Origin of the sequence: Mesorhizobium sp. (assembly GCF_004963255.1) — a bacterium.
Lineage (GTDB): Bacteria > Pseudomonadota > Alphaproteobacteria > Rhizobiales > Rhizobiaceae > Mesorhizobium.
Genome location: NZ_SUGA01000011.1, coordinates 94,236 through 119,997, shown reverse-complemented (window position 1 = coordinate 119,997; position 25,762 = coordinate 94,236). Strand labels below are relative to the sequence as shown.

Annotated in this window: 26 protein-coding genes; 9 read left to right on the top strand and 17 right to left on the bottom strand. The window is 64.8% G+C overall.

The annotated features are described in order from the left end of the window. Window positions 1-9: 9 nt before the first annotated feature. The 7 genes from E5X34_RS14960 to E5X34_RS14930 form a co-directional block, all read right to left on the bottom strand. Entirely contained in the window at window positions 10-606 is a 597-nt protein-coding gene (locus tag E5X34_RS14960) for an NADPH-dependent FMN reductase (RefSeq protein ID WP_292565888.1), read from the bottom strand. A 116-nt stretch (window positions 607-722) separates the two neighbouring features. After that, complete coding sequence (pmtA, locus tag E5X34_RS14955) at window positions 723-1,328, bottom strand: phospholipid N-methyltransferase PmtA (RefSeq protein ID WP_140544800.1); 606 nt, start codon at window positions 1,326-1,328, stop codon at window positions 723-725. A 144-nt stretch (window positions 1,329-1,472) separates the two neighbouring features. Beyond that, a complete protein-coding gene (gene dnaJ, locus E5X34_RS14950) occupies window positions 1,473-2,600 on the bottom strand; it encodes a molecular chaperone DnaJ (protein WP_042647343.1) in 1,128 nt (375 codons plus the stop codon). Window positions 2,601-2,802: 202 nt separating this feature from the next. After that, complete coding sequence (gene dnaK / locus E5X34_RS14945) at window positions 2,803-4,719, bottom strand: molecular chaperone DnaK (RefSeq protein ID WP_292565881.1); 1,917 nt, start codon at window positions 4,717-4,719, stop codon at window positions 2,803-2,805. 463 nt (window positions 4,720-5,182) lie between these two features. Further along, window positions 5,183-6,151 carry a substrate-binding domain-containing protein gene (locus E5X34_RS14940; protein ID WP_042647345.1) on the bottom strand — a complete coding sequence of 323 codons (969 nt, stop codon included), beginning with the start codon at window positions 6,149-6,151 and terminating at the stop codon, window positions 5,183-5,185. Window positions 6,152-6,169: 18 nt separating this feature from the next. Continuing rightward, window positions 6,170-7,465: an ABC transporter permease gene (locus tag E5X34_RS14935; protein ID WP_292565878.1), complete on the bottom strand. Its 1,296-nt coding sequence runs from the start codon at window positions 7,463-7,465 to the stop codon at window positions 6,170-6,172. After that, window positions 7,462-9,042, bottom strand: coding sequence for a sugar ABC transporter ATP-binding protein (locus E5X34_RS14930; RefSeq protein ID WP_292565875.1), 1,581 nt, complete (start codon window positions 9,040-9,042; stop codon window positions 7,462-7,464). Before E5X34_RS14930 ends, E5X34_RS14935 begins: the two co-directional genes overlap by 4 nt. A gap of 218 nt (window positions 9,043-9,260) precedes the next feature. Between E5X34_RS14930 and E5X34_RS14925 the strand changes: the two genes are divergently transcribed. Further along, window positions 9,261-10,280 carry a LacI family DNA-binding transcriptional regulator gene (locus E5X34_RS14925; protein ID WP_292565872.1) on the top strand — a complete coding sequence of 340 codons (1,020 nt, stop codon included), beginning with the start codon at window positions 9,261-9,263 and terminating at the stop codon, window positions 10,278-10,280. Here the strand turns inward: E5X34_RS14925 and E5X34_RS14920 are convergent. The 5 genes from E5X34_RS14920 to E5X34_RS14900 form a co-directional block, all read right to left on the bottom strand. Then, window positions 10,270-11,070 carry an inositol monophosphatase family protein gene (locus E5X34_RS14920; RefSeq protein ID WP_292565869.1) on the bottom strand — a complete coding sequence of 267 codons (801 nt, stop codon included), beginning with the start codon at window positions 11,068-11,070 and terminating at the stop codon, window positions 10,270-10,272. The two genes, E5X34_RS14925 and E5X34_RS14920, sit on opposite strands and share 11 nt — an antisense overlap. A gap of 74 nt (window positions 11,071-11,144) precedes the next feature. Beyond that, window positions 11,145-12,143 carry an LLM class flavin-dependent oxidoreductase gene (locus E5X34_RS14915; protein WP_292565865.1) on the bottom strand — a complete coding sequence of 333 codons (999 nt, stop codon included), beginning with the start codon at window positions 12,141-12,143 and terminating at the stop codon, window positions 11,145-11,147. 4 nt (window positions 12,144-12,147) lie between these two features. Continuing rightward, the gene (locus E5X34_RS14910) at window positions 12,148-12,969 is read right to left on the bottom strand and encodes an arylamine N-acetyltransferase (protein WP_292565863.1); all 822 of its coding nucleotides are present in this window, start codon (window positions 12,967-12,969) and stop codon (window positions 12,148-12,150) included. An 88-nt stretch (window positions 12,970-13,057) separates the two neighbouring features. Next, window positions 13,058-14,227, bottom strand: a complete 1,170-nt coding sequence (locus tag E5X34_RS14905) for an AI-2E family transporter (RefSeq protein WP_292565860.1) — start codon at window positions 14,225-14,227, stop codon at window positions 13,058-13,060. Between the two features lie 127 nt (window positions 14,228-14,354). After that, entirely contained in the window at window positions 14,355-15,407 is a 1,053-nt protein-coding gene (locus E5X34_RS14900; protein WP_292565858.1) for an LLM class flavin-dependent oxidoreductase, read from the bottom strand. Between the two features lie 233 nt (window positions 15,408-15,640). On the opposite strand from E5X34_RS14900, the gene E5X34_RS14895 reads away from it, so the two are divergent. Continuing rightward, a complete protein-coding gene (locus E5X34_RS14895) occupies window positions 15,641-16,069 on the top strand; it encodes a DUF6481 family protein (RefSeq protein ID WP_042647354.1) in 429 nt (142 codons plus the stop codon). A gap of 179 nt (window positions 16,070-16,248) precedes the next feature. Here E5X34_RS14895 and sugE read toward each other — a convergent pair whose 3' ends face one another. Both sugE and E5X34_RS14885 read right to left on the bottom strand, forming a co-directional pair. Continuing rightward, window positions 16,249-16,563, bottom strand: coding sequence for a quaternary ammonium compound efflux SMR transporter SugE (gene sugE, locus E5X34_RS14890; protein WP_112128924.1), 315 nt, complete (start codon window positions 16,561-16,563; stop codon window positions 16,249-16,251). A gap of 195 nt (window positions 16,564-16,758) precedes the next feature. Then, entirely contained in the window at window positions 16,759-16,884 is a 126-nt protein-coding gene (locus E5X34_RS14885; RefSeq protein WP_095819016.1) for a hypothetical protein, read from the bottom strand. Window positions 16,885-17,093: 209 nt separating this feature from the next. Here E5X34_RS14885 and E5X34_RS14880 point away from each other — a divergent pair, with 209 nt between their 5' ends. Further along, window positions 17,094-18,053 carry a cation diffusion facilitator family transporter gene (locus E5X34_RS14880; protein ID WP_292565856.1) on the top strand — a complete coding sequence of 320 codons (960 nt, stop codon included), beginning with the start codon at window positions 17,094-17,096 and terminating at the stop codon, window positions 18,051-18,053. Between the two features lie 37 nt (window positions 18,054-18,090). Beyond that, entirely contained in the window at window positions 18,091-18,495 is a 405-nt protein-coding gene (locus tag E5X34_RS14875; RefSeq protein ID WP_292565853.1) for a GFA family protein, read from the top strand. A gap of 1 nt (window position 18,496) precedes the next feature. Here E5X34_RS14875 and E5X34_RS14870 read toward each other — a convergent pair whose 3' ends face one another. Further along, on the bottom strand, window positions 18,497-19,747 hold the full coding sequence (locus E5X34_RS14870; RefSeq protein WP_292565851.1) for a DNA recombination protein RmuC: 1,251 nt from the start codon (window positions 19,745-19,747) through the stop codon (window positions 18,497-18,499). A 103-nt stretch (window positions 19,748-19,850) separates the two neighbouring features. Here E5X34_RS14870 and def point away from each other — a divergent pair, with 103 nt between their 5' ends. From def to truA, 4 genes are all read left to right on the top strand, one after another. Continuing rightward, window positions 19,851-20,381: a peptide deformylase gene (gene def, locus E5X34_RS14865; protein ID WP_292565848.1), complete on the top strand. Its 531-nt coding sequence runs from the start codon at window positions 19,851-19,853 to the stop codon at window positions 20,379-20,381. 58 nt (window positions 20,382-20,439) lie between these two features. Further along, complete coding sequence (gene fmt, locus E5X34_RS14860) at window positions 20,440-21,375, top strand: methionyl-tRNA formyltransferase (RefSeq protein WP_292565846.1); 936 nt, start codon at window positions 20,440-20,442, stop codon at window positions 21,373-21,375. Further along, window positions 21,372-21,878, top strand: coding sequence for an N-acetyltransferase (locus tag E5X34_RS14855; RefSeq protein WP_292565843.1), 507 nt, complete (start codon window positions 21,372-21,374; stop codon window positions 21,876-21,878). The genes fmt and E5X34_RS14855 overlap by 4 nt, the downstream gene beginning before the upstream one ends. Before the next feature lie 95 nt (window positions 21,879-21,973). Further along, a complete protein-coding gene (truA, locus tag E5X34_RS14850; protein WP_292565840.1) occupies window positions 21,974-22,762 on the top strand; it encodes a tRNA pseudouridine(38-40) synthase TruA in 789 nt (262 codons plus the stop codon). Here the strand turns inward: truA and E5X34_RS14845 are convergent. Together E5X34_RS14845 and dapE are read right to left on the bottom strand one after the other, a co-directional pair. After that, entirely contained in the window at window positions 22,759-23,364 is a 606-nt protein-coding gene (locus tag E5X34_RS14845) for a transporter (RefSeq protein WP_292565983.1), read from the bottom strand. The genes truA and E5X34_RS14845 overlap by 4 nt on opposite strands. A gap of 2 nt (window positions 23,365-23,366) precedes the next feature. Continuing rightward, entirely contained in the window at window positions 23,367-24,566 is a 1,200-nt protein-coding gene (gene dapE, locus E5X34_RS14840) for a succinyl-diaminopimelate desuccinylase (RefSeq protein WP_292565838.1), read from the bottom strand. Window positions 24,567-24,689: 123 nt separating this feature from the next. Here dapE and E5X34_RS14835 point away from each other — a divergent pair, with 123 nt between their 5' ends. Next, window positions 24,690-25,724 (top strand): 2-dehydropantoate 2-reductase, encoded by a 1,035-nt coding sequence (locus E5X34_RS14835; RefSeq protein WP_292565835.1) that lies wholly within the window; start codon window positions 24,690-24,692, stop codon window positions 25,722-25,724. The last annotated feature ends 38 nt before the right edge of the window (window positions 25,725-25,762 follow it).

Below are 25,762 nucleotides of genomic sequence, written 5' to 3'. Positions count from 1 at the left end.
CGAAATTGATCACGCCTCGATCCGGGTCGACAGCATGCGCGAGGTTTCCATCAGTGTACGGCATAGGCGCTCCATCGATTGGTGTAGTCTGGCGTCCCTGAACTGTCCGTCCTCGGCGAAGGCTTCGTCAGCCTCGGAGACCGAGCATTCCGGCGTGATCACCTCCATCTGGCAGCGCACCAGCACCGCGCGCAGATGGTTGATGCAGCGTATGCCGGCGAACTTGCCCTCCGACGACGAGCACAGCCCGACCGGCTTGCCGGCCAAAGGCCTCGACGTACGCCCGCCATCGCGCCGTATCCGACTCACCCAGTCGATCGCGTTCTTGAGCAATGGCGGGATCGAGCCGTTATATTCGGGCGTCGCGATCAAAAGCCCATCATGCATGGCGATCTGACGCCCGAGCCTGAGCGCGTTCTCGGGGATGCCTTTTTCCTTTTCGAGGTCCTCGTCCATGATCGGCAGCGGATAGTCGCCAAGCGAGATGCGAGTCACTTCCGCGCCCTGCACGGCCAATTCCTTCTGCGCCACATCGGCGGTCCGGCCGCTATAGGCGCCGATCCGGACCGAGCCGGCGAAGACCAGGATTCGTGGGATCACTGCCATTGGCCTGCTTCGCTAAGGGAGTAGGGGAGTAAGGGAATAGCGCAGTAGGGAAAGTGCGGAAGCTGAACGTTCATTCCCCTACTCCCCTACTGCCTTACTCCCCTGCTCCCTTATCCCTAATGCGCCGCGCGCCGATAAATCCACAGCTGCGTCGGCGGGATGTTGCGGAAGATGAAATCGAAATGCTCGACCGTGTAGTCGCCGCGGCCGGCGGGGATCGGCGACAGCGGACCGTAAGTCAGCTGCACGATCGGCCGTCCGGCGGGAATGCGGTCGAGCAGGCTTTCGATATAGGCGATGCGCTGGGCGACCGGGAAATTGAGCAGCGGCACGCCGGAGACGACCGAATCGAACACCATGTCGCGCTTGTCGCCGAGCGTGGCATTGAGATTGAAGGCGTCGCCCTCGATCACGTTGACGCCGGGATAGAGTCCGCGCAGGTGGCGCACGAAATCGGTCGAATACTCGACGGCGTAGAGGTTTTCCGGCTTCACGCCCTGCGCGAGGATGGCGCGGGTGATGACGCCGGTGCCGGGCCCCACTTCAAGCACGGGCAGGCCAGATCTCGGATTGACGATCGAGGCCATCTTGCGGGCGGTGATGGAACTGGTCGGAACGATCGAGCCGACCGTTTTCGGCTTGTCGATCCAGCCTTTGAAGAACTTCAGCTCGTCGTCGAATTTTTCCGCCAGCGCTTTGCGCAATCCGGGACTACGTGCCATCAGAGCTCTCCTCAATGCTCGCCCCCGATCCGCTACTTAGCAGGTGGGGGGGACAAGGCAAGGCGTCAAGCTGGCATAAGATGTTGATGACGCTTGGGAAGCGGATCGCCCCTCCCAAGCCGTGCGCAATGCGGGGCGTGACGATCAGTTTTCGCCGAACGACTCGAAGAAGTCCTTCATGCGGGCGAAGAAGCCGCTCGACTGAGGCGAGTTGTCCTTCGAGGAGAGCTGCTCGAATTCTTCCAGCAATTCGCGCTGGCGGCGCGAAAGATTCTGCGGCGTCTCGACCGCCGTCTGGATGTAGAGGTCGCCGACATTGGGCTGGCGCAGCACCGGCATGCCCTTGCCCTTCAAGCGGAACTGGCGGCCGTTCTGGGTGCCTTCCGGCACTTTGACCTTGGTCTGCGTGCCGTCCAGCGTGGTGACCTCGAACGAGCCGCCAAGGGCGGCCGTCGTCATCGAGATCGGCACTTTGCAATAGAGGTCGGCGCCGTCGCGCTGGAAGAATTCGTGCGGCTTCACCGCCAGGAAAATGTAAAGGTCGCCGGACGGTCCGCCGCGCAGGCCGGCCTCGCCCTCATTGGCAAGCCGGATGCGGGTGCCGTCCTCGATGCCGGCCGGGATGTTGACCGACAGCGAACGCTCCTCGGTGACGCGGCCCTGTCCAGCGCATTTCGGGCAGGGGTCCTTGATCGTCTGGCCGCGGCCCTGGCATTGCGGGCAGGTGCGCTCGATCGAGAAGAAGCCTTGCGTGGCGCGCACCTTGCCGTGGCCGTGGCACATCGAGCAGGTCACCGGCTGCGTGCCGGGCTTGGCGCCGCTGCCGGAGCATTCCGAGCAGGAAATGGAAGCCGGCACGTGGATCTGCGCGGTCTTGCCGGAAAAGGCCTCTTCCAGCGTGATTTCCATGTTGTAGCGCAGGTCGGCGCCGCGTTCGCGGCCACCCGACGAGCGGCGCTGGCGGCCGCCCATCATGTCGCCGAAAATATCCTCGAAGATGTCGGCGAAGCCGCCGGCACCGAAGCCGTGCGCGGCGCCGTTCATGCCGCCCTCGAAGGCGGCGTGGCCGAAGCGGTCATAGGCGGCGCGCTTCTGCGGATCCTTCAGCGTCTCGTAGGCTTCGTTGATTTCCTTGAACTTGTGCTCGCAGGCATGGTCGCCGGGGTTGCGGTCGGGATGGAACTGCATGGCGAGCTTGCGAAAAGCGCTCTTGAGTTCCTTCTCGTCGGCGCCTTTTTGCACGCCCAGCGTTTCGTAGAAATCAGCTTTCATTTTTTCCCGCTGTCCGGATGCTCAATGTCTTCAAGCATTGTTGGCGACGTTTGCCGGCATGGCCTTGGATTTAGGAGCGATGTTTCCCGGATGCTAGAGCCAAGCCAGGGTCGCTCCGGGTTTTTCCGTCACTTTTTCGATTGGGGTTGCAAAAAAGCCCGGCTTTGCGCCGGGCTTTTGCACTTATTCGCCATCAGCCGGCTCAGGCCGACTTCTTCTTGTCGTCGTCTTCGTTGATTTCCTCGAAGTCGGCGTCGACCACGTCCGAATCCTTGGCGGCATCCGCCTTGGCGTCGGCTTCGGCCGCTTCCTTCTGCGAGGCCTCGTACATGGCCTGACCGAGCTTCATCGAAGCCTCGGCGAGCGACTGCGACTTGGCCTCGATATCGGCCGGATCGTCGCCTTCGGCAGCGGTCTTCAGCGCGGCGATGGCGTCGGAGATCGCGGTGCGGTCGGCATCCGAGACCTTGTCGCCATAATCCTTCAGCGACTTCTCGGACGAATGCACCAGCGCTTCGGCCTGGTTGCGGGCCTCGACCAGGGCACGGCGCTTCTTGTCGGCGTCGGCATTGGCCTCGGCGTCCTTCACCATCTTCTCGATGTCGGCGTCGGACAGACCGCCCGAAGCCTGGATGCGGATCTGGTGCTCCTTGCCGGTGCCCTTGTCCTTGGCCGAGACGTTGACGATGCCGTTGGCGTCGATGTCGAAGGTGACCTCGATCTGCGGCACGCCGCGCGGCGCCGGCGGGATGCCGACCAGGTCGAACTGGCCGAGCAGCTTGTTGTCCGCCGCCATTTCGCGCTCGCCCTGGAAGACCCGGATCGTCACAGCCGACTGCGAGTCCTCGGCGGTCGAGAAAGTCTGGCTCTTCTTGGTCGGGATCGTCGTGTTGCGCTCGATCAGTCGGGTGAACACGCCACCCAGCGTCTCGATGCCCAGCGACAGCGGCGTCACGTCGAGCAACAGCACGTCCTTGACGTCGCCCTGCAGCACGCCGGCCTGGATGGCGGCGCCGAGCGCGACGACCTCATCGGGGTTGACGCCCTTGTGCGGTTCCTTGCCGAAGAACTGCTTCACGATCTCCTGGATCTTGGGCATGCGGGTCATGCCGCCGACCAGGACCACTTCGTCGATCTCGCCGGCCTTCAGGCCGGCGTCCTTGAGCGCCGCCTTGCAGGGCTCGATCGTGCGCTGCACGAGGTCCTCGACCAGGCTTTCGAACTTCGCCCGGGTGAGCTTCATCGTCAGGTGCTTCGGGCCAGTGGCGTCGGCGGTGATGAAGGGCAGGTTGATCTCGGTCTGCGTCGTCGACGACAGCTCGATCTTGGCCTTTTCGGCCGCTTCCTTCAGGCGCTGCAACGCGAGCTTGTCGGCCTTGAGGTCGATGCCCTGTTCCTTCTTGAACTCGGCCGCCAGATATTCGACGAGCCGCATGTCGAAGTCCTCGCCGCCGAGGAAGGTGTCGCCATTGGTCGACTTCACCTCGAAGACGCCGTCGCCGATCTCGAGCACGGAAATATCGAACGTGCCGCCGCCAAGGTCATAGACGGCGATGGTCTTGCCGTCCTTCTTTTCCAGGCCGTAGGCAAGGGCTGCGGCCGTCGGCTCGTTGATGATGCGCAACACCTCGAGGCCGGCGATCCTGCCGGCGTCCTTGGTCGCCTGGCGCTGGGCGTCGTTGAAATAGGCTGGTACGGTGATGACCGCCTTCTCGACCTTCTCGCCGAGATAGGCTTCCGCCGTCTCCTTCATCTTCTGCAGGATCATGGCCGAGATCTGGCTGGGCGACTGCTTCTTGCCGCCGGCCTCGACCCAGGCGTCGCCATTGTCGCCCTTGACGATCTTGTAGGGGACAAGCTTCTTGTCCTTCTCCGTCACCGGGTCGTCATAGCGGCGGCCGATCAGGCGCTTGACCGCGAAGATGGTGTTTTCAGGATTGGTGACCGCCTGGCGCTTGGCCGGCTGGCCGACGAGACGTTCGCCGTCATTCGAGATGGCGACGATCGAAGGCGTCGTGCGCGCGCCCTCAGCATTCTCGATCACCTTGGGGTCCTTGCCATCCATGATGGCGATGCAGGAGTTGGTGGTGCCGAGATCGATACCGATAACTTTTGCCATTGTTCTAGTCTCTCCTCTAAGCAGGCTCTCAGGACCCTTCAAAAGGCGTTCCGACGAAAGCCCCTGTTCACAAGAAATCCCGTCTTGGTCACCGGTTTTCGGGGGCCGGGACGGCTGGGGCGTATATAAGAACAGCCGATACGGGGCGCAAGCATTCTGCGCAAGCTGTTCATTGTCTCGGGCAAGGTTTGGGAGGCGATCCGCCGCGCTTAGCGGCGCGATGGGCGCGAGCCCGCGCTATTGCATTGTTCCGGCTGGCTTTTTTGGACGTGGCGCCGCTGGCGGTGCGTGCAGCCGTCATCCGGCGAGGGCAACGCTTGCCTCGGCGGGCGTGACTTTCGGTCGCGAAAGGCCGGAAAATCGGCGTCTCGGCGACGCTACGCGCATCCGCCGGCAAGGAATGGGGAGCGCCTCGCGCTCGGGCAAAACCCTGCCGGGCGCGTGGCCCGGCAGGGTTCCGGACTTAGAGCCCGTTGTCCTTGAGGATCTTGGCGGCGTTCTCCTTGGTGATCCTTTCCGTCGGCAGCGTGATGGTCTTCTCGACCTTCTCGCCGTTGAGGAACTTGATCGCCTGGCGCAGGCCCTCGGCGCCCGGCGTGACATAGGTGAAGGTCGCCGTCAGCTCGCCCTTGTTCACCATCTGCACGCCTTCGTTGGGCAGGCCGTCGATGCCGATGAACTTTATGTCCTTCTCGCGCCCGACATCCTTGGCCGCGAGATAGGCGCCATAGGCCATCGGGTCGTTGTGGCCGTAGACGAGGTCGATCTTCTCGTTGGTCTTCAGCGCGTTGGCCATGATGTTGTAGGCCTGGTCCTGCTTCCAGTCGCCCGACTGCTGGTCGAGCAGATACTTGATGCCCGGCTCCTTGTCGGTGAACTCATGGAAACCGTCATGGCGGTCATGCGCCGGTTGGGTGCCCATGCCGCCCCAGATCTCCACGACGTTGCCGGCGGCCTTGCCCTTGCCGCCTAGGAGCTCGACGGCATATTCGCCGGCAGCCCGGCCGATCAGCTTGTTGTCGCCGCCGACGAACTGCGTGTAGTCCTTGGTGTCGACGTTGCGGTCGAGCACGAAGACCGGGATCTTGGCGTCGATCGCCTGCTGCACGACGCCGGTGAGGCCGGCCGATTCCTTCGGCGACACCAGCAGCGCGTCGACCTCCTGGCGGATCAGGTTCTCGACGTCGGCGACCTGCTTCTCGGTCTTGTCCTCGCCGTCGGTGATGATCAGCTCGACTTCCGGATGCTTGGCGGCCTCGGCGATGATGTCCTTGTTGAACTGGGCGCGCCAGGGTTCGATGGTCGTCACCTGCGAGAAGCCGATCTTCCACTTCTTGTCCTGGGCAAAGGCATGGTTGCCAGACAGAAGAGCGGTGGTCGTCAGAAGTGCCGCCGCGAAAGTGGCGAGCTTCAGCATTTCACGTCGTTTCATGGTCCTGTTTCCTCCGGATTATAGAGACGAGGTCTCCTGTGACGGCCGCTTGGCCGCGGCCGTTTCCTTTTGCGCCGCCCGTCTGCCGGGCAGGCGCAGATAGCTTAAGATGTCGCCGGCGTTGCGCTCCTGCACGAGCACGGTGCCGATGATGATCGCCCCCTTCAGCACCAGCTGAAGGTTCGAATTGATGTTGTGCAGCTGCAGGATGTTGGACAGCAGGCCGAAGATCAGCACGCCGCAGAAGGTGCCGACCAGGCTGCCGCGCCCGCCCATCAGGCTGGTGCCGCCGATGACCACGGCGGCGATGGCGTCGAGCTCGAGCCCGGCGCCGGCATCCGGCTTGCCCTGCCGGTATTGCGCCACGTAAAGCACCGCCGCGATACCGGCGAGCAGGCCGGACACCGCATAGGTGGCGATCTTGACGCGCCCGGCGGCGATGCCCGAAAGCCGCGCCGCCTCCTCATTGCCGCCAATGGCGTAGACATAGCGGCCGAAGGGCGTGAAGCGTAGCACCGCGCCGTAGATCACGACCGCGCCGAGGAAGAACAGGCCCGGCATCGGCACGACGCCGAACACCAGCGAGCGCAGGATCTCGAACTCCTCGGTGGCGTTGGAGCCGGTATAGACCGGCAGCACCGCGTTGTTCTGGCCGGCCGTCAGCCTGGCGATGCCGAGCGCGGTCACCATCATCGCCAGCGTGACGATGAAAGGCTGCAGCCGCCCGGCGACGATGATGAAGCCGTTGATGGTGCCGAACAGAAGGCCGACGCAAGGCGCCACCAGAAGCACGCCGAGCACGCCGAACTTGGTCTCGACCTGCGGCAGCAGGTACCACAGCGAGAGGCAGCAAAGGATCACGCCGACCACGCCCGGGATGATCAGCCCGCGCGTCGTGTCCAGCCGCGCGTCGCGCCCGGCGTCCCCGCCGGCGCGGGATTTCTGGATGTTGAGCAGGATGAACCGGGCGACGAGCGCGCCGAGGCAGAGAGCCACCAGCGCGGTCGTCGGCACGCCGAGCGCCGCCGACGGCGTGACACCGGGCACCGTGAGCAGCATGGCGCAGACCACCGAGCAGATCGCCATCAGCGAGCCGACGGACAGATCGATGCCGCCGGTCAGGATCACCGCCGTCATCCCTGTGGCGATGAGGCCGGTGGTCGACACCTGGCGCAGCACGTCGAGCAGGTTGCCGTAGGACAGGAAGATGTTGTTGCCCTTGGAACTGATCGGCGAGCCGAACACGCCGATCAGGAAGATGGCGATCAGCCCCCAGTAAAGCTTGGTGCGGGAGACAAGGCTGATGAGGTTCATGCGGCAGGTCTCGCGGTCCTTCTGGGCGCGGCAAGCCGCATGATCGCCTCCTCGCTGGCTTCGGTCCGGGACAGGATGCCGCGCTGGCGGCCCTCCGCCATGACCAGGATGCGGTCGGCCAGATGCAGGAGCTCGGGGAGTTCCGAGCTGATCACGGCGATCGCCAGACCGTCGCCGGCGAGCTTGAAGATGAGGTCGTAGATTTCGCGCTTGGCGCCGACATCGATGCCGCGCGTCGGCTCGTCGAGCAGGAGCACGCGCGGCCGCGTCGCCAGCCATTTGCCGATCACCACCTTCTGCTGGTTGCCGCCCGACAGCGTGCCGGCGGCCTGCTCGATGCTCTCGCAGCGTATGCCGAGCGCGCTCACCGCTTCGCGCGCCAGGCCTTGCTCGCCCGAGCGCGAGCGCAGGCCGAAGCGCGCCAGCGCGCCGACCAGCGGCAGCGCGACATTGTCGGTGATCGAGGCCGTGAGATGCAGGCCTTGCGTCTTGCGGTCCTCGGTGACCAAGGCAATGCCCAGCCGGCGCGCCTCGCGCGGCGAGCCGATCTCGACCGGCGCGCCGTCGAGCTTGATCTCGCCGCCCGTGCGGCCGTCGCTGGAGCCGAAGATCGCTTCCAGGATTTCGGTGCGGCCGGAACCCAGCAGCCCGCCTATGCCGAGGATTTCGCCCGCCGAAAGATCGAAGCTCACGCCCTCGATCACGCTGCGCCAGCCATGCCGGTCCGGCTTCGACAGCGACAGGTCGCTGACCGACAGCACCGCCTTACCGCCGGCGCCGCGCTGATGATCGGAGGACGCCATAAGATCGCGGCCGACCATGGCCGAGATAATGGCGTCTTCGTTCAGCGCCGCCATGTCGTTGGTCAGCACGTGACGCCCGTCGCGCAGCACCGTCACCCGGCTCGCCAGATGCATGACCTCGTCGATGCGGTGCGAGATGTAGACGATGGCGACGCTGCTTGCCGCAAGCTGGCGGATGATGCGGAACAGTCGCTCGCACTCGGCCGGCGACAGCGCCGAGGTCGGCTCGTCCATGATCAGGATGCGCGCCGATTTCGACAGCGCCTTGGCGATCTCCACCAGCTGCTGCTCGCCGACCCTGAGCCGGCCGACGCGCGCTTCCGGATCGAGCTCGATGCCGAGACGCTGCAACAACGCTTTTGCCGCGCGGCTGCTCGCCTTGCGGTCCACCACCAGCCCGGCGATCAGCTTCTCGCGGCCGAGGAAGATGTTGTCGGCGACGCTGAGCTCGGGGACGAGGTTGAGCTCCTGATGGATCATGGCGATGCCGGCGTCCTCGGCGTCGCGAACGCCGGCGAAACGGACCGCCTGGTCGTCGATGGCGACAGTGCCTTCGTAGTCGGTATAGACGCCCGAGAGGATCTTCATCAGCGTCGACTTGCCGGCGCCGTTCTCGCCCATCAGCGCATGCACTTCGCCGGGCCTGAGGTCCAGGCTCACATCGGACAGCGCAGTGATGCCGCCAAATCGCTTGGAGATGCTGGTCGCGCTGAGGACGACGGCGGGACCATCGGCAGCCGCATTGCCAGTCGTTATGGAATCCGCGCGCTGCATGACAAAGGACGGCCTCCCTCCGTCGTCTTCTATCGCCCAAACGCTAATCTAAACGTTTCGAACGTGTCAAGCGCCTATCTGGTTGCTTAGGATTGATGCATTTCAATTCTTGCGGAAAATGGCGGCTTTACGTAGGTTCAGTCAAAGATGGGCGGCTAAACGTTTCGAAAATGATGGCGTCAGGGCGGAAAAAACAGCGGAAATCCACGGCGCCGACCATGCTACATGTGGCTGAGGCGGCGCGTGTGTCCGTGGCCACCGTCTCTGCATTGCTCAACGGTACCGCCACCGTCAGTCCCGAGCTTACGCAACGCATCGAGCAGGCGATCCGCGACATCGGCTACAAGCGCAACGCCATTGCCCGCAGCCTGAAAATGGGCACAACGCGCACCATCGGCCTCACCGTGCCGCACATCACCAACCCGTTCTTCACCGACGTCGTCTCGGTCATCCAGCAGGCCTTCGACCGCGCCGGCTATGCCGTCATGCTGTGCTGTACCGACGAGGATCTGAACACGCAGGACGAGCAGATACGTCTTTTGCTCGACCGCATGGTCGACGGGCTGATCGTGGCGCGCGTCGGCGATGGCGGCATCCTGAAGAGCATCGTCGAGGACGCCAATGTGCCGGTGGTGCTGCTCGACCGTCTCTGCGAAGGCGTCGATACCGACGCGGTGGTGCTGGACAACCAGCGCGCCGTGTTCGACGCCGTCACCTATCTGATCCATCTTGGCCATCGCCGCATCGGCTACATCACCGGCACCTCCGACATATCCCCCATGCATGACCGCATGATCGGCTACCGCGAGGCGCTGCAGGCGGCCGGCTTGCCTGTGGCGGAGGAGCTCATACGCTCCGGCAATTTCCACGAGATCGACGGCTACAACGCGACCATGCAGCTCTTGTCGCTGCACGACCGGCCAAGCGCGATCTTCTCGGCCAACAACCCGATGGTGATCGGCACGATGAAGGCGATCCGCGACATCGGCCTCTCTTGCCCCGAGGACATTTCGGTCGCCTGCTTCGACGATTTTCCCTGGTCGGACGTGTTCGTGCCGCAGCTGACCACGGTGGCGCAGCCGGTGCAGGCGATCGGCGAGCAGGCGGCGAACCTCCTGCTCGACCGACTGGCCGGCAACCGCGACGCGCCGCCGCGCAAGCTGGTGCTGAAGGGCCGGCTGATGATCCGCAATTCCTGCCGGCCGCTGGGCGCGGTCGCGCAGAGCGTCAGTGCGTAGGTTCGAAGGCCTCCGCGCACAGCGCCTGCAATCTCGGGAAGATGCGCTTGCCGCCGGCGATGACCTGCGTGCCCTGGCCGACCACAGTCTTCGGATCCGCTCTGAGCACCGTGCCGCCGGCCTCTTCGACCAGCAGCATGCCGGCGAGGCAATCCCAGGCGTTCATGTGCTCCTCGGCATAGCCGAGCAGCCGGCCGGACGCCGCATAGGCAAGCATCAGCGCTCCGGAAGCATTGCGGTAGAAGACGCCGCCCTCCGCCATGATCAGGCTGATGAGAATGACGACATTCTTGGTCGAGGCGCGGTTGGAAAGCCCGGTGCCGACGGCGCCGTCGGAAAGCGACGCCGCATTGCTGGTCTTGATCGGCTTGCCGTTGAGGAAGGCGCCGCCGCCCAGGCGGCCGTAGAACGTCTCGTCGGTCGAAGGCTCATGGATGACGCCGACCGCCGTCTCGCCGTCCCTGGCGCAGGCGATCACCACGCACCAGGCGGGAATGCCGCGCACGAAATTGGCGGTGCCGTCGATCGGGTCGATCACCCAGACATGGCCGGTCGTTCCGGTAACCGCCGCGTGCTCCTCGCCGACGATGCCGTCTTGCGGATAGGCCTCGGCGATCGCCGCGCGGATGAACAGCTCGACCTCGCGGTCGGCTTCCGAAACCAGGTCCTGATGACCCTTGCTCTCGACGGTCAGATTGTCGAGGTCGCGGAAATATTTCAGCCCCAGCTCGCCGGCGCGCCGCGCCAGGTCGATGGCAAAATGCATACGGTCGTCAAGATCTTTGGTCACCGGGGACTCTTGGCTGAGAGGGACATCTGCGCGCCCTTAACAGACCAATGTGTCAGGCAAAAGTGACTGCGCGATCATGCCGCCTTCGACATCGATTTGTGCACATCGGCGAGAATCTCGTAGGAGCGGACGCGCGCCGCGTGATCGAAGATCTGCGCCGTCACCATCAATTCGTCTGCGCCGGTGCGGCGGATGAAGGCGTCGATGCCCTGGCGCACCGTCTCCGGCGAACCGACGACGGCGCAGGACAGCGCCTGGGCAAGCATGGTTTTCGCCATCGGGTCGAGATCGCGGTCGTAATTCTCGACCGGCGGCGGCAATTGCCCCGGACGGCCGCTGCGCAGATTGATGAAGGCCTGCTGCAGCGAGCTGAACAAGAGCTTCGCCTCGGCATCCGTCGGCGCGGCGGAGACATTGAGGCCGAGCATGACATAGGGCTTGTCGAGCTGCGCGGAGGGCTGGAAGCGCGTGCGATAAACCTCGAGCGCGTGGTCGAGCTCGGCCGGCGCGAAATGCGAGGCGAAGGCGTAAGGCAGGCCGAGAAGTGCTGCGAGCTGCGCGCCATAGAGGCTGGAGCCCAGGATCCAGACCGGCACGGTCTGGCCCTCGCCGGGTACGGCGCGGATGCGCTGGCCTTCCTCGGCCGGCTGGAAATAGCCCATCAACTCGACCACGTCCTGCGGGAAATTGTCGGCGGACTCCAGGTTGCGGCGCAGCGCCCGCGCGGTCAGCATGTCGGTGCCGGGCGCCCGGCCGAGGCCGAGGTCGATGCGGCCGGGAAAAAGCGCCGCCAGCGTGCCGAACTGCTCGGCGATCACCAGCGGCGCATGGTTGGGCAGCATGATGCCGCCGGCGCCGACGCGAATCGACTTGGTGCCGCCGGCGACATGCGCGATCACGACGGACGTCGCGGCGCTTGCAATGCCCGGCATGTTGTGGTGCTCGGCCAGCCAGTAGCGCTTGTAGCCCAGGCGCTCGGCATGGCGGGCGAGGTCGAGCGAATTGGCGAGCGACTGCGAGGCGGTGCTGCCTTGGGTGATCGGCGACAGGTCGAGAACCGAAAGGGCGGTCATTTGGTCAGGTCTCCACGATGCGTTTTTCCCTGAGCCTCGCCTCGAAGGCGGCGCGGTCGGGAATGACAATGGCGAGCTGGTTCTCCAGCACGTCGGCGAGCTCGGCGGCCGTGGCGATCTCGCGTTGCTCGCTGCGGCCGCCGGCATGATACGTCGACAGCCGGTTGTTGCGCAGCGCGTAGCGCCGGTCGGGCAGGGCCAGCGCGGCGACCAGCGTCGACAGGAAATGCGAGCTCGGATGCGTCGACAGAAAATGGCTGGCGACCCGGTAGTCGACCTCATAGGCCTGGCTCAGGTCGAAGTGGTAGAGCGTACGCCAATCACCGCCGATATCGGCCTGCAGGCGGAATTGTCCGCCGGTCTCGACGAGGCGGAAGGTCTCATGCGGCGTCTGCTGCTCCAGCCCGGCTTCTAAAAGCAGCGGCGCCGTCAGCGTCAGGCCGCCAAAGCCGACATCGGTGATGTAAGTGCGGCCGCCAAGCTCGATGCGCAGCAGCATGTGGCTGCGCGCGGTGACCGCGTCATCCGGCTGGCCCCACAGCACGCGGGCGGCAAGCCCGCCGACGGTGAAGCCCAGTGCGTCAAGCGCGTGCATGAAGATCAGATTGTGCTCGAAGCAATAGCCGCCGCGGCCCTGGCCAAAAATCTTGTCCTGCAGCGAAGCGAGGTCGAGGCCGACGGATACGCCCATCAAGGCATCGATGTTCTCGAACGGGATAGCCCTGGGGTGCGCGGCGTGCAGCGCCCGCAGCGTGGCGAGCGAAGCCTCGACCGATCCGCCGTAACCGATGCGGGCGAAATAGCCATCGAGATCGAAGTCGCTCATTCGGGGACGGGTCCGGCTTGACCGGTCCGATATAGGCACTGGTCACCGGTGTCGCAAACAATGGCCGGGATTTGGAATTGGGCCAGCCTCAGGCTGCTTGGTTGTGGTTGTTCTCGGCCGGCGCGTCATCGACGACAGTTGTTTGCTGCGCCGCCAGGAAATTGCCGAACGGGCTCAGGCTTTCGAAATGATCGCAAAACACCTTGATGACGACCAGCAACGGCACCGCCATCAGCGCGCCGACGAAGCCCCACAGCCATGACCAGAAGGCGATGGCGATGAAAATCGCCACGGCGTTGATCTCGAGGCGTCGCCCGACCACCATCGGCGTCACGAACTGGCCTTCGATAATGTCGCACAGCACCACGAAGGCCGGCGCCAAGAGCGCATAGGCGATCGTGTCGAAGCTGATCAGCGCAATGACGGCGACGATCAGGAAGGTCATCAGCGCGCCGACATAGGGCAGGAAATTGAGCAAGGCCGCCATCGCCCCCCACACCAATGGGTTGGGCATGCCGAGCCCCCAGAGGCCCAACCCGATCACCGTGCCGAGACTGACATTGATGATCGAGACCGTGAGCAGATAGTGCGAAATCTCGCGCTCGACGTCATAGACGACGCGCAACGCCCGCTTCTTCTGCGTCATGCTGGCGAAGGATTGGACGATCTTCTCGTAGAACAATGTGCCGGAGGCGAGCAGGAACAGCGAGAGCACGAAGACGATGGTGATCGCGGTGCCTGCTTCCAGGATGTTGCTGGCCGCGGTGGAGAGGATGCCGGAAGGCGCCACCGCGATCCGCTGCAGGCCGGGCTCCTGCGAGGTCTCGGTCAGCGCTTCCAGTTGATGCGCGAGGTCCATCATTCGTTCGAGCGGCCGCCTGAACGGCGCCAGCCGCTCGGTCAGCTGCTGGCCGATCGAATAGGAGTTGTTGATGAGGTCGATAACCGGGCCGCTGAGCAGATAGCCGGCGGCGGTGAAAATGAAGATCGACAGCAGCACCAGCAGCGTCGCCGACACTACTTCGGGGATCCCGTGCTTTCTCAGAAAGCGCACGATCGGCGTCAGCGTCAGCGCCAGCAGGAAGGCAAGCATCACCGGCATGAAGAAGGCGCGGGCGAAGTATAGCGCCGCCGCCGTCATCAGAATGAAGATCCCGATCACCAGCGACCGCATCAGGCGTATGTCCGCCCTGGCATCGGCACGCGGGTCAGGGCTTTCGGCAGCGCTTGCGCCCGAAGCGATCTGTTCGGCTTTCATCGGTTCCCTTGCAAGCCGCCAGCCGACAATGCATGGCGGGCCTGTGCCCGAAACGCGGGAGTTCCGGGCAAGGTTCCAAGAGCCGGCTTTCCGGCCATCCGGAGGCCGGTTTCGAGCGGACCGCTCGTCAAGCAGCCGGCGCTGGCGCCGTCTTGGCCGTCTCCTTGCGCACGACCGGCGCCACCTTGGTGCCGTAGAGCTCGATCGCCTTCATGATCTTGGCATGCGGCATGGTGCCGATCGCCATCTGCAGCAGGAAGCGGTCGTTGTTGAAGATCCTGTGCTGGGCGACGATCTTTTCAGCCACCTGCTCGGGGTTACCGACGAACAGCGCGCCGTTCGGGCCACGGGACTGGTCGAAATGGGCGCGCGAGGTCGGGCCCCAGCCGCGCTCGCGGCCGATGCGGTTCATCACCTCGGCCTGCGGTCCGTAGAAATCGTCGGCGGCCTGGTCGGTCGTCTCGGCAATGAAGCCGTGCACATTGATGCTGGTGGCGAGGCTGGCCGTATCGGTGCCGGCGCGCCGGGCCGCCTCGCGATAGATATCGAACAGCGGCGCGAAACGCGCCGGCTCGCCGCCGATGATGGCCAAGGCCAGCGGCAGGCCGAGCACGCCGGCGCGGGCTGCGGATTGCGGCGTGCCGCCGATGGCGATCCAGATCGGCAGCTTGTCCTGGAACGGACGCGGGTAGACGCCGCGGCCGTTGATCGGCGCGCGCAGCTTGCCCCGCCACGTCACCTTCACCTGGTCGCGGATGGCGAGCAACAGATCGAGCTTCTCGGCGAAAAGCTCGTCATAGTCTTCCAGATTGTAGCCGAACAGCGGGAAGGATTCGATGAAGGAGCCGCGCCCCGCCATGATCTCGGCGCGGCCGTTGGACAGAAGGTCGAGCGTGGCGAATTGCTGGAAGACGCGCACCGGATCGTCGGAGGAAAGCACCGTGACCGCGCTGGTAAGGCGGATTTTCTTCGTGCGCTCGGCCGCCGCGGCAAGCGCCACGGCCGGCGCGGAGGCGGCATAGTCGGGGCGGTGATGCTCGCCGAGCCCGAACACGTCGAGGCCGACCTGGTCGGCCAGCTCGATTTCCTCGATGAGATTGCGCAGCCGCTCATGCGGACCGATGGCGCCGGGACCCGGCTCCGGGCTGACATCGGCAAAAGTGTAGAGACCGAGTTCCATCTGGTTGCGTCCTGAACCTGTTCGTGTGGGCCTTTGCCCGTTGGCGCTCTAGGTAGCCGTATGCCTTGCCGCCCGCCAGAGGCCCGATCGGTGAACAGTGCATCGCGCATCGCCGGGCCGTATCCCTGCGGCAACAAGCCCGGTTTTTTCATGGCTGGCATACCGTTTTGACGCTTGAACTCGGCGCTTTCACGCGTATGTAAGCGTCGCGAATAGACTGCAGGGAAGTACACTTGGCTATCTACAGGGAAAAAGACATTTTCGAGCGGCGCAATGCCGCGAACGAGGCAAAGAAGGCGCTGCTCGCGCGCTTCAAGGCAAAGCCGGCGGCGGATGATCCCGCTGTGCTGGCGCGCCAGGCCGAACGCAAGGCGATCCTCGAGGCCCGCGCCATCCGCGAAGCGGAGAAGGCAAGGCTGAAGCAGGAAAAGCTGGCTCGCGAAGCGGCCGAGAAGGCCGAGCGCGAAGCCGCCGCCGAAGCGGCGCGTATCGCCGCCGAAGAGGCCGCTGCCGCCGAGGCCAAAATCCGCGAGGCCGAGGAAGCAGAGCGCATCGCGCTCGAGCTTGCCGACGAGGCCGCGCGCAAGGCCAAGCGTGACGCACGCTACGCCGCCCGCAAGGCGCGCGTCGGCAGGACGCCTCCGGGCTTCTCCGCCCGCTAGAGCAATTCCAGGAAAAGTGCGTAGCGGTTTTCCGTCCGGAATTGCGCAAGAACCAAAAAGCTTAGAGTGGGTCGGCGATTCTGTGAATCGCTGACTCGCTCTAAGTTCGGGTTCGTTGGAAGAAATTTGTCAGGGTCGCCAAAAGCGGCCCTGAGCGCATTTGTGCTGTCAGCTCTAATTTAGGCTACCAGCTTCAGCCCGACGATGCCGCAGACGATCAGGCCGATGCAAGCCAGGCGGACGACGGTCGCGGGCTCGCCGAGCAGCCAGATGCCGAGCAGCGCCGTGCCGACGGTGCCGATGCCGGTCCATACGGCATAGGCCGTGCCGACGGGCAGCGTCTTCAGCGCCAGGCCGAGCAGGCCGAGGCTGACGATCATCGAGGCGATGGTGAGAAGGGTCGGCAGCGGCCTGGAGAAGCCGTCGGTATATTTGAGGCCGATCGCCCAGCCAATCTCGAACAGGCCGGCGAAGAAAAGAAAAATCCAGGACATCGAAAACGCTCCGTCATTCCAGCATCGCCTGAGATGCTTGGTGGCGGGTCGTCCCGACCGGTTTTTCGGGGAAGCGAGGTCGTCCTCGCTCCTTGAATATAGGATGGCCTGTTTTCCGATCAACAAAACAACGGCAGCTTTGTCATGCCGCCGGTTCAGACTCCGCAGGGAGCCGGCTCGACCGATTCGGGCCGCTTACTTTTCCTTGATGCGCATCGCCTTGACCGGCGGCGCCTTCGGAGCCGGGGCCGCGGCGGGCTTCTTGGCGTCCTTCTTCGGCTTGCGGGCTTCCTTGCCCGCCTTCATCGCACCTTTAGCCATGATTCGCTCCTCCGATTGTGGGCAATCCGAGTGAAACAAGAGAAATGACGGACTGCAAGAGGCAGTGCGGCTTTGCTAAGCCGGCCGGCCGGCTGTCAACCGATTTTGCGGCCGCGACGCCAGTTCGAAACCTCGCATGGACTGGCGCATTGTCTGTAGAGCTTTGCCGGGCGGGCCGCTAAGCTCGCGCAGGGCAAGCCGGGGATCGCATGGCAGGACATAGCGGATCGAGACGGGTGATCTACGCCGCGCTTGCCGGCAATCTGGCGATCGCGGTCACCAAATTCGCGGCGGCAGCCTTCACCGGCTCGTCCGCCATGCTGTCGGAAGGCGTGCATTCGCTGGTCGACACCGGCAATGGCACGCTGCTCCTCTACGGCATGCATCGCGCCGCGCGGCCGCCCGACCGCACCCATCCGCTCGGTCACGGGCGCGAGCTCTATTTCTGGAGTTTCATCGTCGCGCTTCTGGTGTTCGCGCTTGGCGCCGGCGTTTCCTTCTATGAGGGCATCATCCACATCATGGCGCCGGAACCGGTCGTCAACGCCAGGGTCAACTATATCGTGCTCGGCCTTTCGTTCTTGTTCGAGGGCAGCTCATGGCTGGTGGCGCTGAAGGAGTTCCGCCAGCAGAAGGGCAGGCAGGGCTGGTTCGAGGCCGTGCAGTCGAGCAAGGATCCGAGCGTCTACACCGTGCTGTTCGAGGACAGCGCCGCGCTGCTTGGCCTCGTCGTCGCCTTCGCCGGCATTCTGTCGGCGCAACTCCTGGAAAGGCCGGAGCTCGACGGCGTCGGCTCTCTTGGCATCGCCCTCATCCTTGGCGCCACGGCGATTTTTCTGGCGCGCGAGAGCAAGGGCCTGCTTCTGGGTGAGCCGGCGTCGCCCGAGGTCCAGAAGAAGGTGCTGGCGATCGCCCAGGAGGATCCGGCGGTGCAGCGGGCGAACGGCATATTGAGCGTCCATGTCGGTCCGGAGGAGATCGTCGCGGGCTTGAGCATCGAATTCGAGGATCACCTCACCGCGCCCGAGATCGAAGCCTGCGTCGAGCGCCTGGAGGCAAGGCTCAAGAAGGAAATGCCGCAAATCTCCAGGCTCTTCGTCAAGCCACAGGCGACTGGCACATGGGAGCGGCGGCGCAAGGCCATGGCCGAGGCTTCGGAGGAGAGTTAGGTTCAACACGACAACGAATTTTTTGAGGAGCAAGCCGATGAAGATCGACGGCGGATGCCATTGCGGCGCGATCACCTATGAGGCGGAAGTCGATCCGGAAAAGACCTCGATCTGCCACTGCACGGATTGCCAGCAGCTGACCGGCACGGCCTTTCGCGTCACCGTTCCGGCGCCGGAAAGCGACTACAGGATCACCAGGGGCGCGCCGAAAATCTATATCAAGGTCGTGGCAAGCGGCGCCAGGCGCGCCCAGGCATTTTGCGCCGACTGCGGCTCGCATCTTTATGCAACGTCTGTCGGCGATGGTCCGAAGGTCTACGGCATCAGGGTCGGCACCGCCCGGCAGCGTCAGGACCTGGTTCCCAGACAACAGAAATGGCACCGGTCGGCGTTGCACTGGCTGCCGGAATTCGAAGGCATGACGACTCTCGAAGAGCAGTAGGCTATTCGCCGTCCTCGACGACCCTGAGCCTCAACTGGCCTGTCTTGGAGTCCGCCACCCGCGCGCCTTCCGCCTTGGCGGGGACGCCCCGCGGCGCCTCGGTCTCGCCCTCGGCGAATTCCAGCGCCTCGATCTTCTGGCCGCGCTTGGTGACCTTCGATGTCGAGACCAGAATGTCGTCGATGTCCTTGGCAGCCTGGCCGAAATGCGTCTGCAGCCGGCGCACCCGCTCGTCGACCCGTGCCACATCCTCCATCAGCCGGATGACCTCGCCCTGGATCAGATGCGCCTGCTCGCGCATCCGGGCGTCCTTGAGGATCGCCTGGATGACCTGGATCGACAGCATGAGCAGTGAGGGCGAGACGATGACGACGCGGGCGCGGTGCGCCTTCTGCACAACCGCTTCGAAATTCTCGTGGATCTCGGCGAAAACCGATTCCGACGGCACGAACATGAAGGCGGTGTCCTGCGTCTCGCCCTGGATCAGGTATTTTTCCGCGATATCGCGGATATGCACCTCGATGTCGCGCCGGAAGGCCTGCGACGCCACCTTCTGCATGTCGGCGCCCTCTGCGGCGCGGATGGCGTTCCACGCTTCCAGCGGGAACTTGGCGTCGATGGCGAGCATCGGCGCGCCGTTGGGCATTCGCACCAGGCAGTCGGGCCGGCTGCCATTGCTGAGGCTGGCCTGGAACTCGTAGGCGCCGTGCGGCAGCCCGTCGGCGACGATCGCTTCCATCCGCGATTGGCCGAAGGCGCCGCGCGTCTGCTTGTTGGAGAGGATCGCCTGCAGCTGCACGACCTGCCCGGCAAGCGACTGGATATTGCCCTGCGCGGTGTCGATCACCGCCAGCCGCTCCTGCAGCTTGGCCAGGCTTTCATGCGTCGACTTTGTCTGCTCGGCCATGGTCTGGCCGATGCGGCCGGTCATGGCGTCGAGCCGCTGCCCGAGCGATTGCGTAAGCTCCGCCTGCCTGGCGCCGAACACGTCGGCGATCGCGCCCATGCGCCCCTGCATCTCGGCCTGCGCCTGCATGATGTCGGCCATCCGCGCCTCGGCGTCGCGGGCATGGTCGGCCGCTTCCGCCGCGGCAACCGCGCGCGCCTTGGCGGCGCGCCACAGGGCGATGACGAGCGCGGCGAACAGCACGACGAACAGGATAGCGGCGATACCAAGCGCCTGGCCGAGCGTGACCGTGCTGGCGCCGAGCCGCGCGACCGGTTGCGAAAGGATGGAGGTCATGTCGTTCATGTGCGCAGCATAACCGATTCGCATCGCTGGCACAGATCAAAACGTGAACAGGGAAAAGCTGCCCCCGTTGACGCTTCTCCAGCGAAGTCTTAGGTGAGACGCCATGTCGATCAAGCCGCTCATCATCCTTCCCGATCCCGTCCTGCGCCAGGTTTCCAAGCCGGTCGAGCGCGTCGATGCTGATTTGCGCAAGCTCGCCGACGACATGCTGGAGACCATGTATGACGCGCCGGGCATCGGCCTTGCGGCGATACAGATCGGCGAGCCGCGTCGGCTGCTGGTCATCGACCTCGCCAAGGAAGGCGAGGAGCCTCAGCCGCATGTCTTCATCAATCCCGAAGTGCTCGAGAGTTCCGACCAGCGTTCCGTCTATGAGGAAGGCTGCCTGTCGATCCCCGACTATTATGCCGAGGTCGAGCGTCCGGCTTCCGTGCGGGTGAAATATCTCGACCGCGACGGCAAGCTGCAGGAGATACAGGCTGAAGGTCTGATGGCCACCTGCCTGCAGCATGAGATCGACCACCTCAACGGCGTGCTGTTCATCGACCACATCTCGAAACTGAAGCGCGACATGGTGGTCCGGAAGTTCAAGAAGCTCGCCAAGGACAAGGTGCCGGGCAAGATGGTGGGCTGAAGGCCGTTCCGGCCGAGCGAGCACCTGAGCCTACCGCAAGACAGGATCGCAGGACCTCATGCCGCTTCGCGTCATCTTCATGGGCACGCCGGATTTTTCCGTGCCGACCTTGCGTGCCATCGCCGAGGCCGGTCACGAGATCGCGGCCGTCTACACGCAGCCGCCGCGTGCCGCCGGCCGCCGTGGGCTGGAACTGACGCCGTCGCCGGTGCAGCGCGAGGCCGAGCGGCTGGGCCTGGACGTGCGCACGCCGACATCGCTGAAGGGCGAGGCGGAGCAGGCGGCGTTCGCCGCCCTTCGTGCCGATGTCGCCGTGGTCGTCGCCTATGGATTGCTGCTGCCGAAAGCCATTCTGGACGCCCCGCGGCTCGGCTGTCTCAACGGCCATGCCTCGCTTTTGCCACGCTGGCGTGGTGCTGCTCCCATCCAGCGCGCCATCATGGCCGGCGATGCCTGGACCGGCATGATGGTCATGAAGATGGAAGAGGGTCTGGACACCGGTCCGGTGGCTTTGGTTGCAAAAGTTGCTATCGCACCCGATATGACGGCCGGCGAATTGCATGACCGCCTGATGGTTCAGGGCGCCTCGCTGATGGTCGAGGCGCTCGCGCAGTTGGGGATAAATTGTCTGACATTTACCCCGCAGGCGGCGGAAGGGGTGACCTACGCCCGAAAGATCGATAAATCGGAGACACGCGTGGACTGGACGCGACCTTCTGGCGAAGTCCACAATCACATTCGCGGCCTCTCGCCCTTCCCGGGCGCGTGGTGCGAGGTCGAAATTGGCGGCCGCATGGAGCGGCTGAAACTGCTTCGCTCGACGCTCTCGGATGGCGTCGGCGAGTCGGGAGGAATTCTCGATGACCGGCTGACGGTCGCCTGCGGATCGGGCGCGGTCAGGCTGGTCGAAGTTCAACGGGCGGGCGGAAAGCCTGCCGCCGCGCAGGAGTTCTTGCGCGGAGCCAAGATCGCAAAAGGAACGAAACTGACATGAGCATGATGTCGATACGCGCGGCGACGCCGCGGGATCGCGAGGCGATCCGCCTCGTCGAAGAACATGCCTTTGGCCAGCAGGCGGAAGCCGGGCTGGTCGATGCCCTGGTCACCGGCGGCGACGCCGTTGTCGAGCTGGTTGCCGAGGAAGACGGCCAGGTCGTCGGCCACATCCTGTTTTCCAGGCTTTACGTGCAGAATGGCGGCAAGCGTTTCGCGGCCGTCGCGCTGGCGCCGCTGGCGGTCGAGCCCTCCTTCCACGGCACCGGCATTGGCGGTGCGCTGATCCGCGAGGCGCATATCCGCCTCAAGGAAGCCGGCGAGACGCTGGCCGTGGTTCTGGGCGACCCGACCTATTACGGCCGCTTCGGCTACACTCATGCCCGCGCCGCAAAGTTCGACAGCGAGTATCAGGGCGAGGCGCTGCAGGCGCTGGCCTGGGGCGATGCGCCCGAGACCGGCAGGCTGGTCTACGCTTCGGCCTTCACCGCTTTGGCCGCCTAGAGCATGATCCCGAAAAGTGGGAACCGGTTTTCGGGTAAGATCATGCTCCAGCGAAAAAACAAGGTCTCGTCTCAGACATCGGCAATTGTCTGAACATGCCGCGTTTTCGGCTCGATATCGAATATGACGGCAGTCAGTTCGCGGGCTGGCAGCATCAGGCCGACCAGCCCTCGGTGCAGCAGGCGATCGAGCAGGCGATCGGGAAGTTCTGCGGCGAAGACGTAAGAATACGGGCCGCCGGCCGCACCGATGCCGGCGTGCACGCCACCGCCCAGGTGGCGCATGTCGATCTTGCCAAGGCGTGGCCGGGCGACAAGGTGCGCGACGCCGTGAATGCCCATCTGCAGGCCGCCGGCGCGCGCGTCGCCATCCTCAAGGCGGCGGTTGTCGCCGATGATTTCGACGCGCGCTTTTCCGCCACCGGCCGCCACTATCTCTATCGCATCCTCAACCGTCGCGCCCCGGCGGCGCTGGAAAAGGGTAAGGTCTGGTGGGTGCCGAAGCGGCTCGACGCCGAGGCCATGAATGAGGCGGCGAAAGTGCTGCTCGGCCGGCATGATTTCACCACCTTCCGCTCCACCCAGTGCCAGGCCGAAAGCCCGGTCCGCACGCTTGACCGCCTTGATGTCGGCCGCGATGGCGATTTCATCGAGGTGCGCAGCTCGGCGCGCTCCTTCCTGCACAACCAGGTTCGCTCGATGGTGGGCTCGCTGCGGCGCGTCGGCGACGGTTCCTGGGGCGCGGCCGATCTCAAGGCGGCGCTCGAAGCGCGCGACCGCGCCGCCTGCGGCCAAGTGGCGCCGCCGGACGGGCTTTTTCTCGTCGGCGTCGACTATCCGGAGGCGCCCGGCAAATTCACCATCGCCGGGGACGGCGACACTTAACCTGTCGTGCTGTCGGGTATGTCGATGCCGAGCAGCGCCTGCAGGCCGAACAGGACGAGCAGCGAGGCGATGAACATGCCGACAAAGACGGCGGTGCCCACGGCGGCGCCCTTGCCGATCGACGCGTTGGTCATGCGCCAGGTCAGCAGCGCCGACAGCGCGAACAGGAACAGCGATACAAGGCTGTTGACGTCGCTGTTGGAAGGCAGGAACAGCCTGAGCAGCGCCGAGGGCAGCATCAGCCAGGCGATGATCGCCGACGCCCAGTTGGAGGCAACGACATAGTGGACGAAGCGGCCGCCGATGCCGGCGCGCGGCGCGACCAGCGCCAGCGCCACCAGCGGCAGCACCCATGAGCCGATATCCACCGTCGCCAGCCTGATCAGCATGCCGAGGCGCCCGGCGAAGGCCTCCGGATCGCCGATCTCGTTGGCGATTCCGACCCAGCCGACGATCAGTGCCGGCGCCGCCACGAGGATGGCGTAGAACGAGTTCCAGAAACCGTCCGCCGAAAGGTCGAGCAGGCGCAGCCCGTCGGCCTTGCCGAACATCAGCCGCCAGGCGCCGACCAGCGAAGCATAGGTTTCGTCCGCCGATAGCATGGTCACGAAAGGCCTTTTGCGAACCAGTCTTCGATGAAGCGTTCGTAGATCTGCGTCAGCGTCTCGAGGTCGGCAAGCGCGACGCGCTCGTCCACCATATGCATGGTCTTGCCGACCAGCCCGAACTCGACCACCGGGCAGTAATCCTTGATGAAGCGCGCGTCCGACGTGCCGCCGGACGTGGAGAGCGCCGGCGTCCTGCCGACCACCGTCTTGACCGAGCTGCTCAGCGTATCGATCAGCCTGTCGTCGCGGGTGAGGAAGACATGGCTCGGCCGATCGCGCCAGACAAGCTCGTAGTCGACCGGCGTCTTCTTGCCCGGCCGGTATTTCTTGCGGCCGGCCGCCTGGTCGAGCCGGTTGTGGATCTCGGCCTGGACCGTCTCCGCGTCCCATGTGTCGTTGAAGCGGATGTTGAACGTCGCCGTCGCCTTGGCCGGGATCACGTTGGTCGCCGGATTGCCGACGTCGATCGACGTCACTTCGAGATTGGTCGGCTGGAAATCATTGGTTCCCTTGTCGAAAACCGGATGCAGCAACGCGTCGACCAGGCTCATCAATCCGCGCACCGGATTGTCGGCAAGCTGCGGATAGGCGGCATGGCCCTGGCGCCCGTTGACGGTCACGGTGCCAGACAGCGAGCCGCGCCGGCCGATCTTGATCATGTCGCCCAGCTCATCCGGATTGGTCGGCTCGCCGACGATCGAGGCGTCCCACCTCTCGCCCTTGGCGGCCGCCCAGTCGAGCAGCTTGGTGGTGCCGTTGATCGCCGGGCCTTCCTCGTCGCCGGTGATGAGCAGCGAGACCGAGCCTTTCGGGCCGCCGTTTTTCGCCACGTGGCGAGCCACCGCGGCGACGAAGCAGGCGATGCCGCCCTTCATGTCGACGGCGCCGCGGCCATACATCTCGCCTTTGGCGATTTCGGCGGCGAAGGGCGGATGCGTCCATGCCGATTCGTCCCCCACCGGCACGACATCGGTATGGCCGGCAAACATCAGATGCGGGCCGTTGCCCGAGCGCCGCGCATAGAGGTTTTCGATGTCCGGCGTGCCGTCTTCCGAGAAGACTGGGCGCTCGACCGAAAAACCGAGCGGCTTCAGCATGTCCTCCAGCGCGGCAAGAGCCCCACCTTCTGCGGGTGTCACGGACGGACAGCGGATCAGGGCGGCAAGATTCGTGGCGGGATCGGTCGGCAATGTCATGGGCAAAGCGATAGTCGAAAGCGTTTGTCGTGTCACGGTGGCAGATCATCGCCGGTCATGCCGCCGACAATATGGTTTTCATCACGTATAAATGCATGTTGCGAGCCAGATGAGGACAAATGCATGGCCAGCGAAACAAGCACCATCGCGATAGCCGGCGCCGGCAGCATCGGCTGCTATGTCGGCGGCTGCCTGGCGCTCGCCGGGCGCAAGGTCGTCTTCCTGGGCCGCGGCCGCGTCGTCGAGGCCATGCGAGAAAGCGGATTGCGGATCAGCGATCTTGACGGCCGCGACCGCAGCCTCGACGCGCAAGCGATTTCAGCCACCGACGATCCGGCAACCGCGCTGTGCGACGCGGACGTCGTCCTGGTGACGGTGAAGAGCGGCGCGACCGCGGAGATGGCCGGGCTGATCGGCACTCATGGGCGCCCGGATGCCGTGGTGGTCAGCCTGCAGAACGGCGTCGACAACGCCGACCGGCTGCGCGACGCGCTCCCTGGCCGGCGGGTGCTGACCGGCATGGTGATGTTCAACGTCGTCCAGTCGCAGGATGGCGAGCTGCCGTTCCGCGTCCATCGCGCCAGCCAGGGCGAGGTGATGATCGACGCCGGCATCCATGGACTTACCGAGCTGCTCGATGTCGACGGGCTTGCCGTCGAGGCGCGCGCCGACATGAAGGCGGTGCAGTGGAGCAAATTGCTGATGAACCTCAACAATGCCCTGGTGGCGCTCTCCGACCTGCCACTGGCAAGCCAACTGGCCGACCGGAGCTGGCGCGTGATCCTGGCCGCCCAGGTCGACGAGGCGCTCGCCGCGATGAGGGCGGCGGGGATAGCGCCGGCGCGCATCACCGGCCTGCCGCCGGCGCTGCTGCCGAAAGTGCTGCGGCTGCCCGACTGGCTGTTCGGCCTCCTGGCGCGCCGCATGCTGGCGATCGACCCTCAGGCGCGTTCGTCGATGTGGGATGATCTCAAACGCGGCCGTCCGACGGAGATCGGCGAATTGCAGGGCGCGGTCATTCGCCTGGCCAGGCAGGTCGGCATCCCGACGCCGATGAACGAACGGGTCGCGGCTCTGGTGCGTCAGGCCGAAGCAGAAAGGCGCGGTCCCCCCGGCCTCGGGCCGGATGCGGTCAGCGCAATTCCAGGAAAAGTGTGAGCGGTTTTCCGTCCGGAATTGCGCAAAAACAAAAGGAT

Coding starts and splice junctions, on each gene's coding strand:
- E5X34_RS14905 (WP_292565860.1), bottom strand. CDS start 14,227: ATGAAAGCCGAACAGATCGCTTCGGGCGCAAGCGCTGCCGAAAGCCCT.
- E5X34_RS14925 (WP_292565872.1), top strand. CDS start 9,261: ATGCTACATGTGGCTGAGGCGGCGCGTGTGTCCGTGGCCACCGTCTCT.
- dnaJ (WP_042647343.1), bottom strand. CDS start 2,600: ATGAAAGCTGATTTCTACGAAACGCTGGGCGTGCAAAAAGGCGCCGAC.
- def (WP_292565848.1), top strand. CDS start 19,851: ATGTCGATCAAGCCGCTCATCATCCTTCCCGATCCCGTCCTGCGCCAG.
- E5X34_RS14835 (WP_292565835.1), top strand. CDS start 24,690: ATGGCCAGCGAAACAAGCACCATCGCGATAGCCGGCGCCGGCAGCATC.
- truA (WP_292565840.1), top strand. CDS start 21,974: ATGCCGCGTTTTCGGCTCGATATCGAATATGACGGCAGTCAGTTCGCG.
- E5X34_RS14940 (WP_042647345.1), bottom strand. CDS start 6,151: ATGAAACGACGTGAAATGCTGAAGCTCGCCACTTTCGCGGCGGCACTT.
- pmtA (WP_140544800.1), bottom strand. CDS start 1,328: ATGGCACGTAGTCCCGGATTGCGCAAAGCGCTGGCGGAAAAATTCGAC.
- E5X34_RS14845 (WP_292565983.1), bottom strand. CDS start 23,364: ATGCTATCGGCGGACGAAACCTATGCTTCGCTGGTCGGCGCCTGGCGG.
- E5X34_RS14855 (WP_292565843.1), top strand. CDS start 21,372: ATGAGCATGATGTCGATACGCGCGGCGACGCCGCGGGATCGCGAGGCG.
- E5X34_RS14870 (WP_292565851.1), bottom strand. CDS start 19,747: ATGAACGACATGACCTCCATCCTTTCGCAACCGGTCGCGCGGCTCGGC.
- E5X34_RS14885 (WP_095819016.1), bottom strand. CDS start 16,884: ATGGCTAAAGGTGCGATGAAGGCGGGCAAGGAAGCCCGCAAGCCGAAG.
- E5X34_RS14960 (WP_292565888.1), bottom strand. CDS start 606: ATGGCAGTGATCCCACGAATCCTGGTCTTCGCCGGCTCGGTCCGGATC.
- E5X34_RS14910 (WP_292565863.1), bottom strand. CDS start 12,969: ATGAGCGACTTCGATCTCGATGGCTATTTCGCCCGCATCGGTTACGGC.
- dnaK (WP_292565881.1), bottom strand. CDS start 4,719: ATGGCAAAAGTTATCGGTATCGATCTCGGCACCACCAACTCCTGCATC.
- E5X34_RS14875 (WP_292565853.1), top strand. CDS start 18,091: ATGAAGATCGACGGCGGATGCCATTGCGGCGCGATCACCTATGAGGCG.
- E5X34_RS14935 (WP_292565878.1), bottom strand. CDS start 7,465: ATGAACCTCATCAGCCTTGTCTCCCGCACCAAGCTTTACTGGGGGCTG.
- sugE (WP_112128924.1), bottom strand. CDS start 16,563: ATGTCCTGGATTTTTCTTTTCTTCGCCGGCCTGTTCGAGATTGGCTGG.
- E5X34_RS14900 (WP_292565858.1), bottom strand. CDS start 15,407: ATGGAACTCGGTCTCTACACTTTTGCCGATGTCAGCCCGGAGCCGGGT.
- E5X34_RS14930 (WP_292565875.1), bottom strand. CDS start 9,042: ATGCAGCGCGCGGATTCCATAACGACTGGCAATGCGGCTGCCGATGGT.
- fmt (WP_292565846.1), top strand. CDS start 20,440: ATGCCGCTTCGCGTCATCTTCATGGGCACGCCGGATTTTTCCGTGCCG.
- dapE (WP_292565838.1), bottom strand. CDS start 24,566: ATGACATTGCCGACCGATCCCGCCACGAATCTTGCCGCCCTGATCCGC.
- E5X34_RS14915 (WP_292565865.1), bottom strand. CDS start 12,143: ATGACCGCCCTTTCGGTTCTCGACCTGTCGCCGATCACCCAAGGCAGC.
- E5X34_RS14880 (WP_292565856.1), top strand. CDS start 17,094: ATGGCAGGACATAGCGGATCGAGACGGGTGATCTACGCCGCGCTTGCC.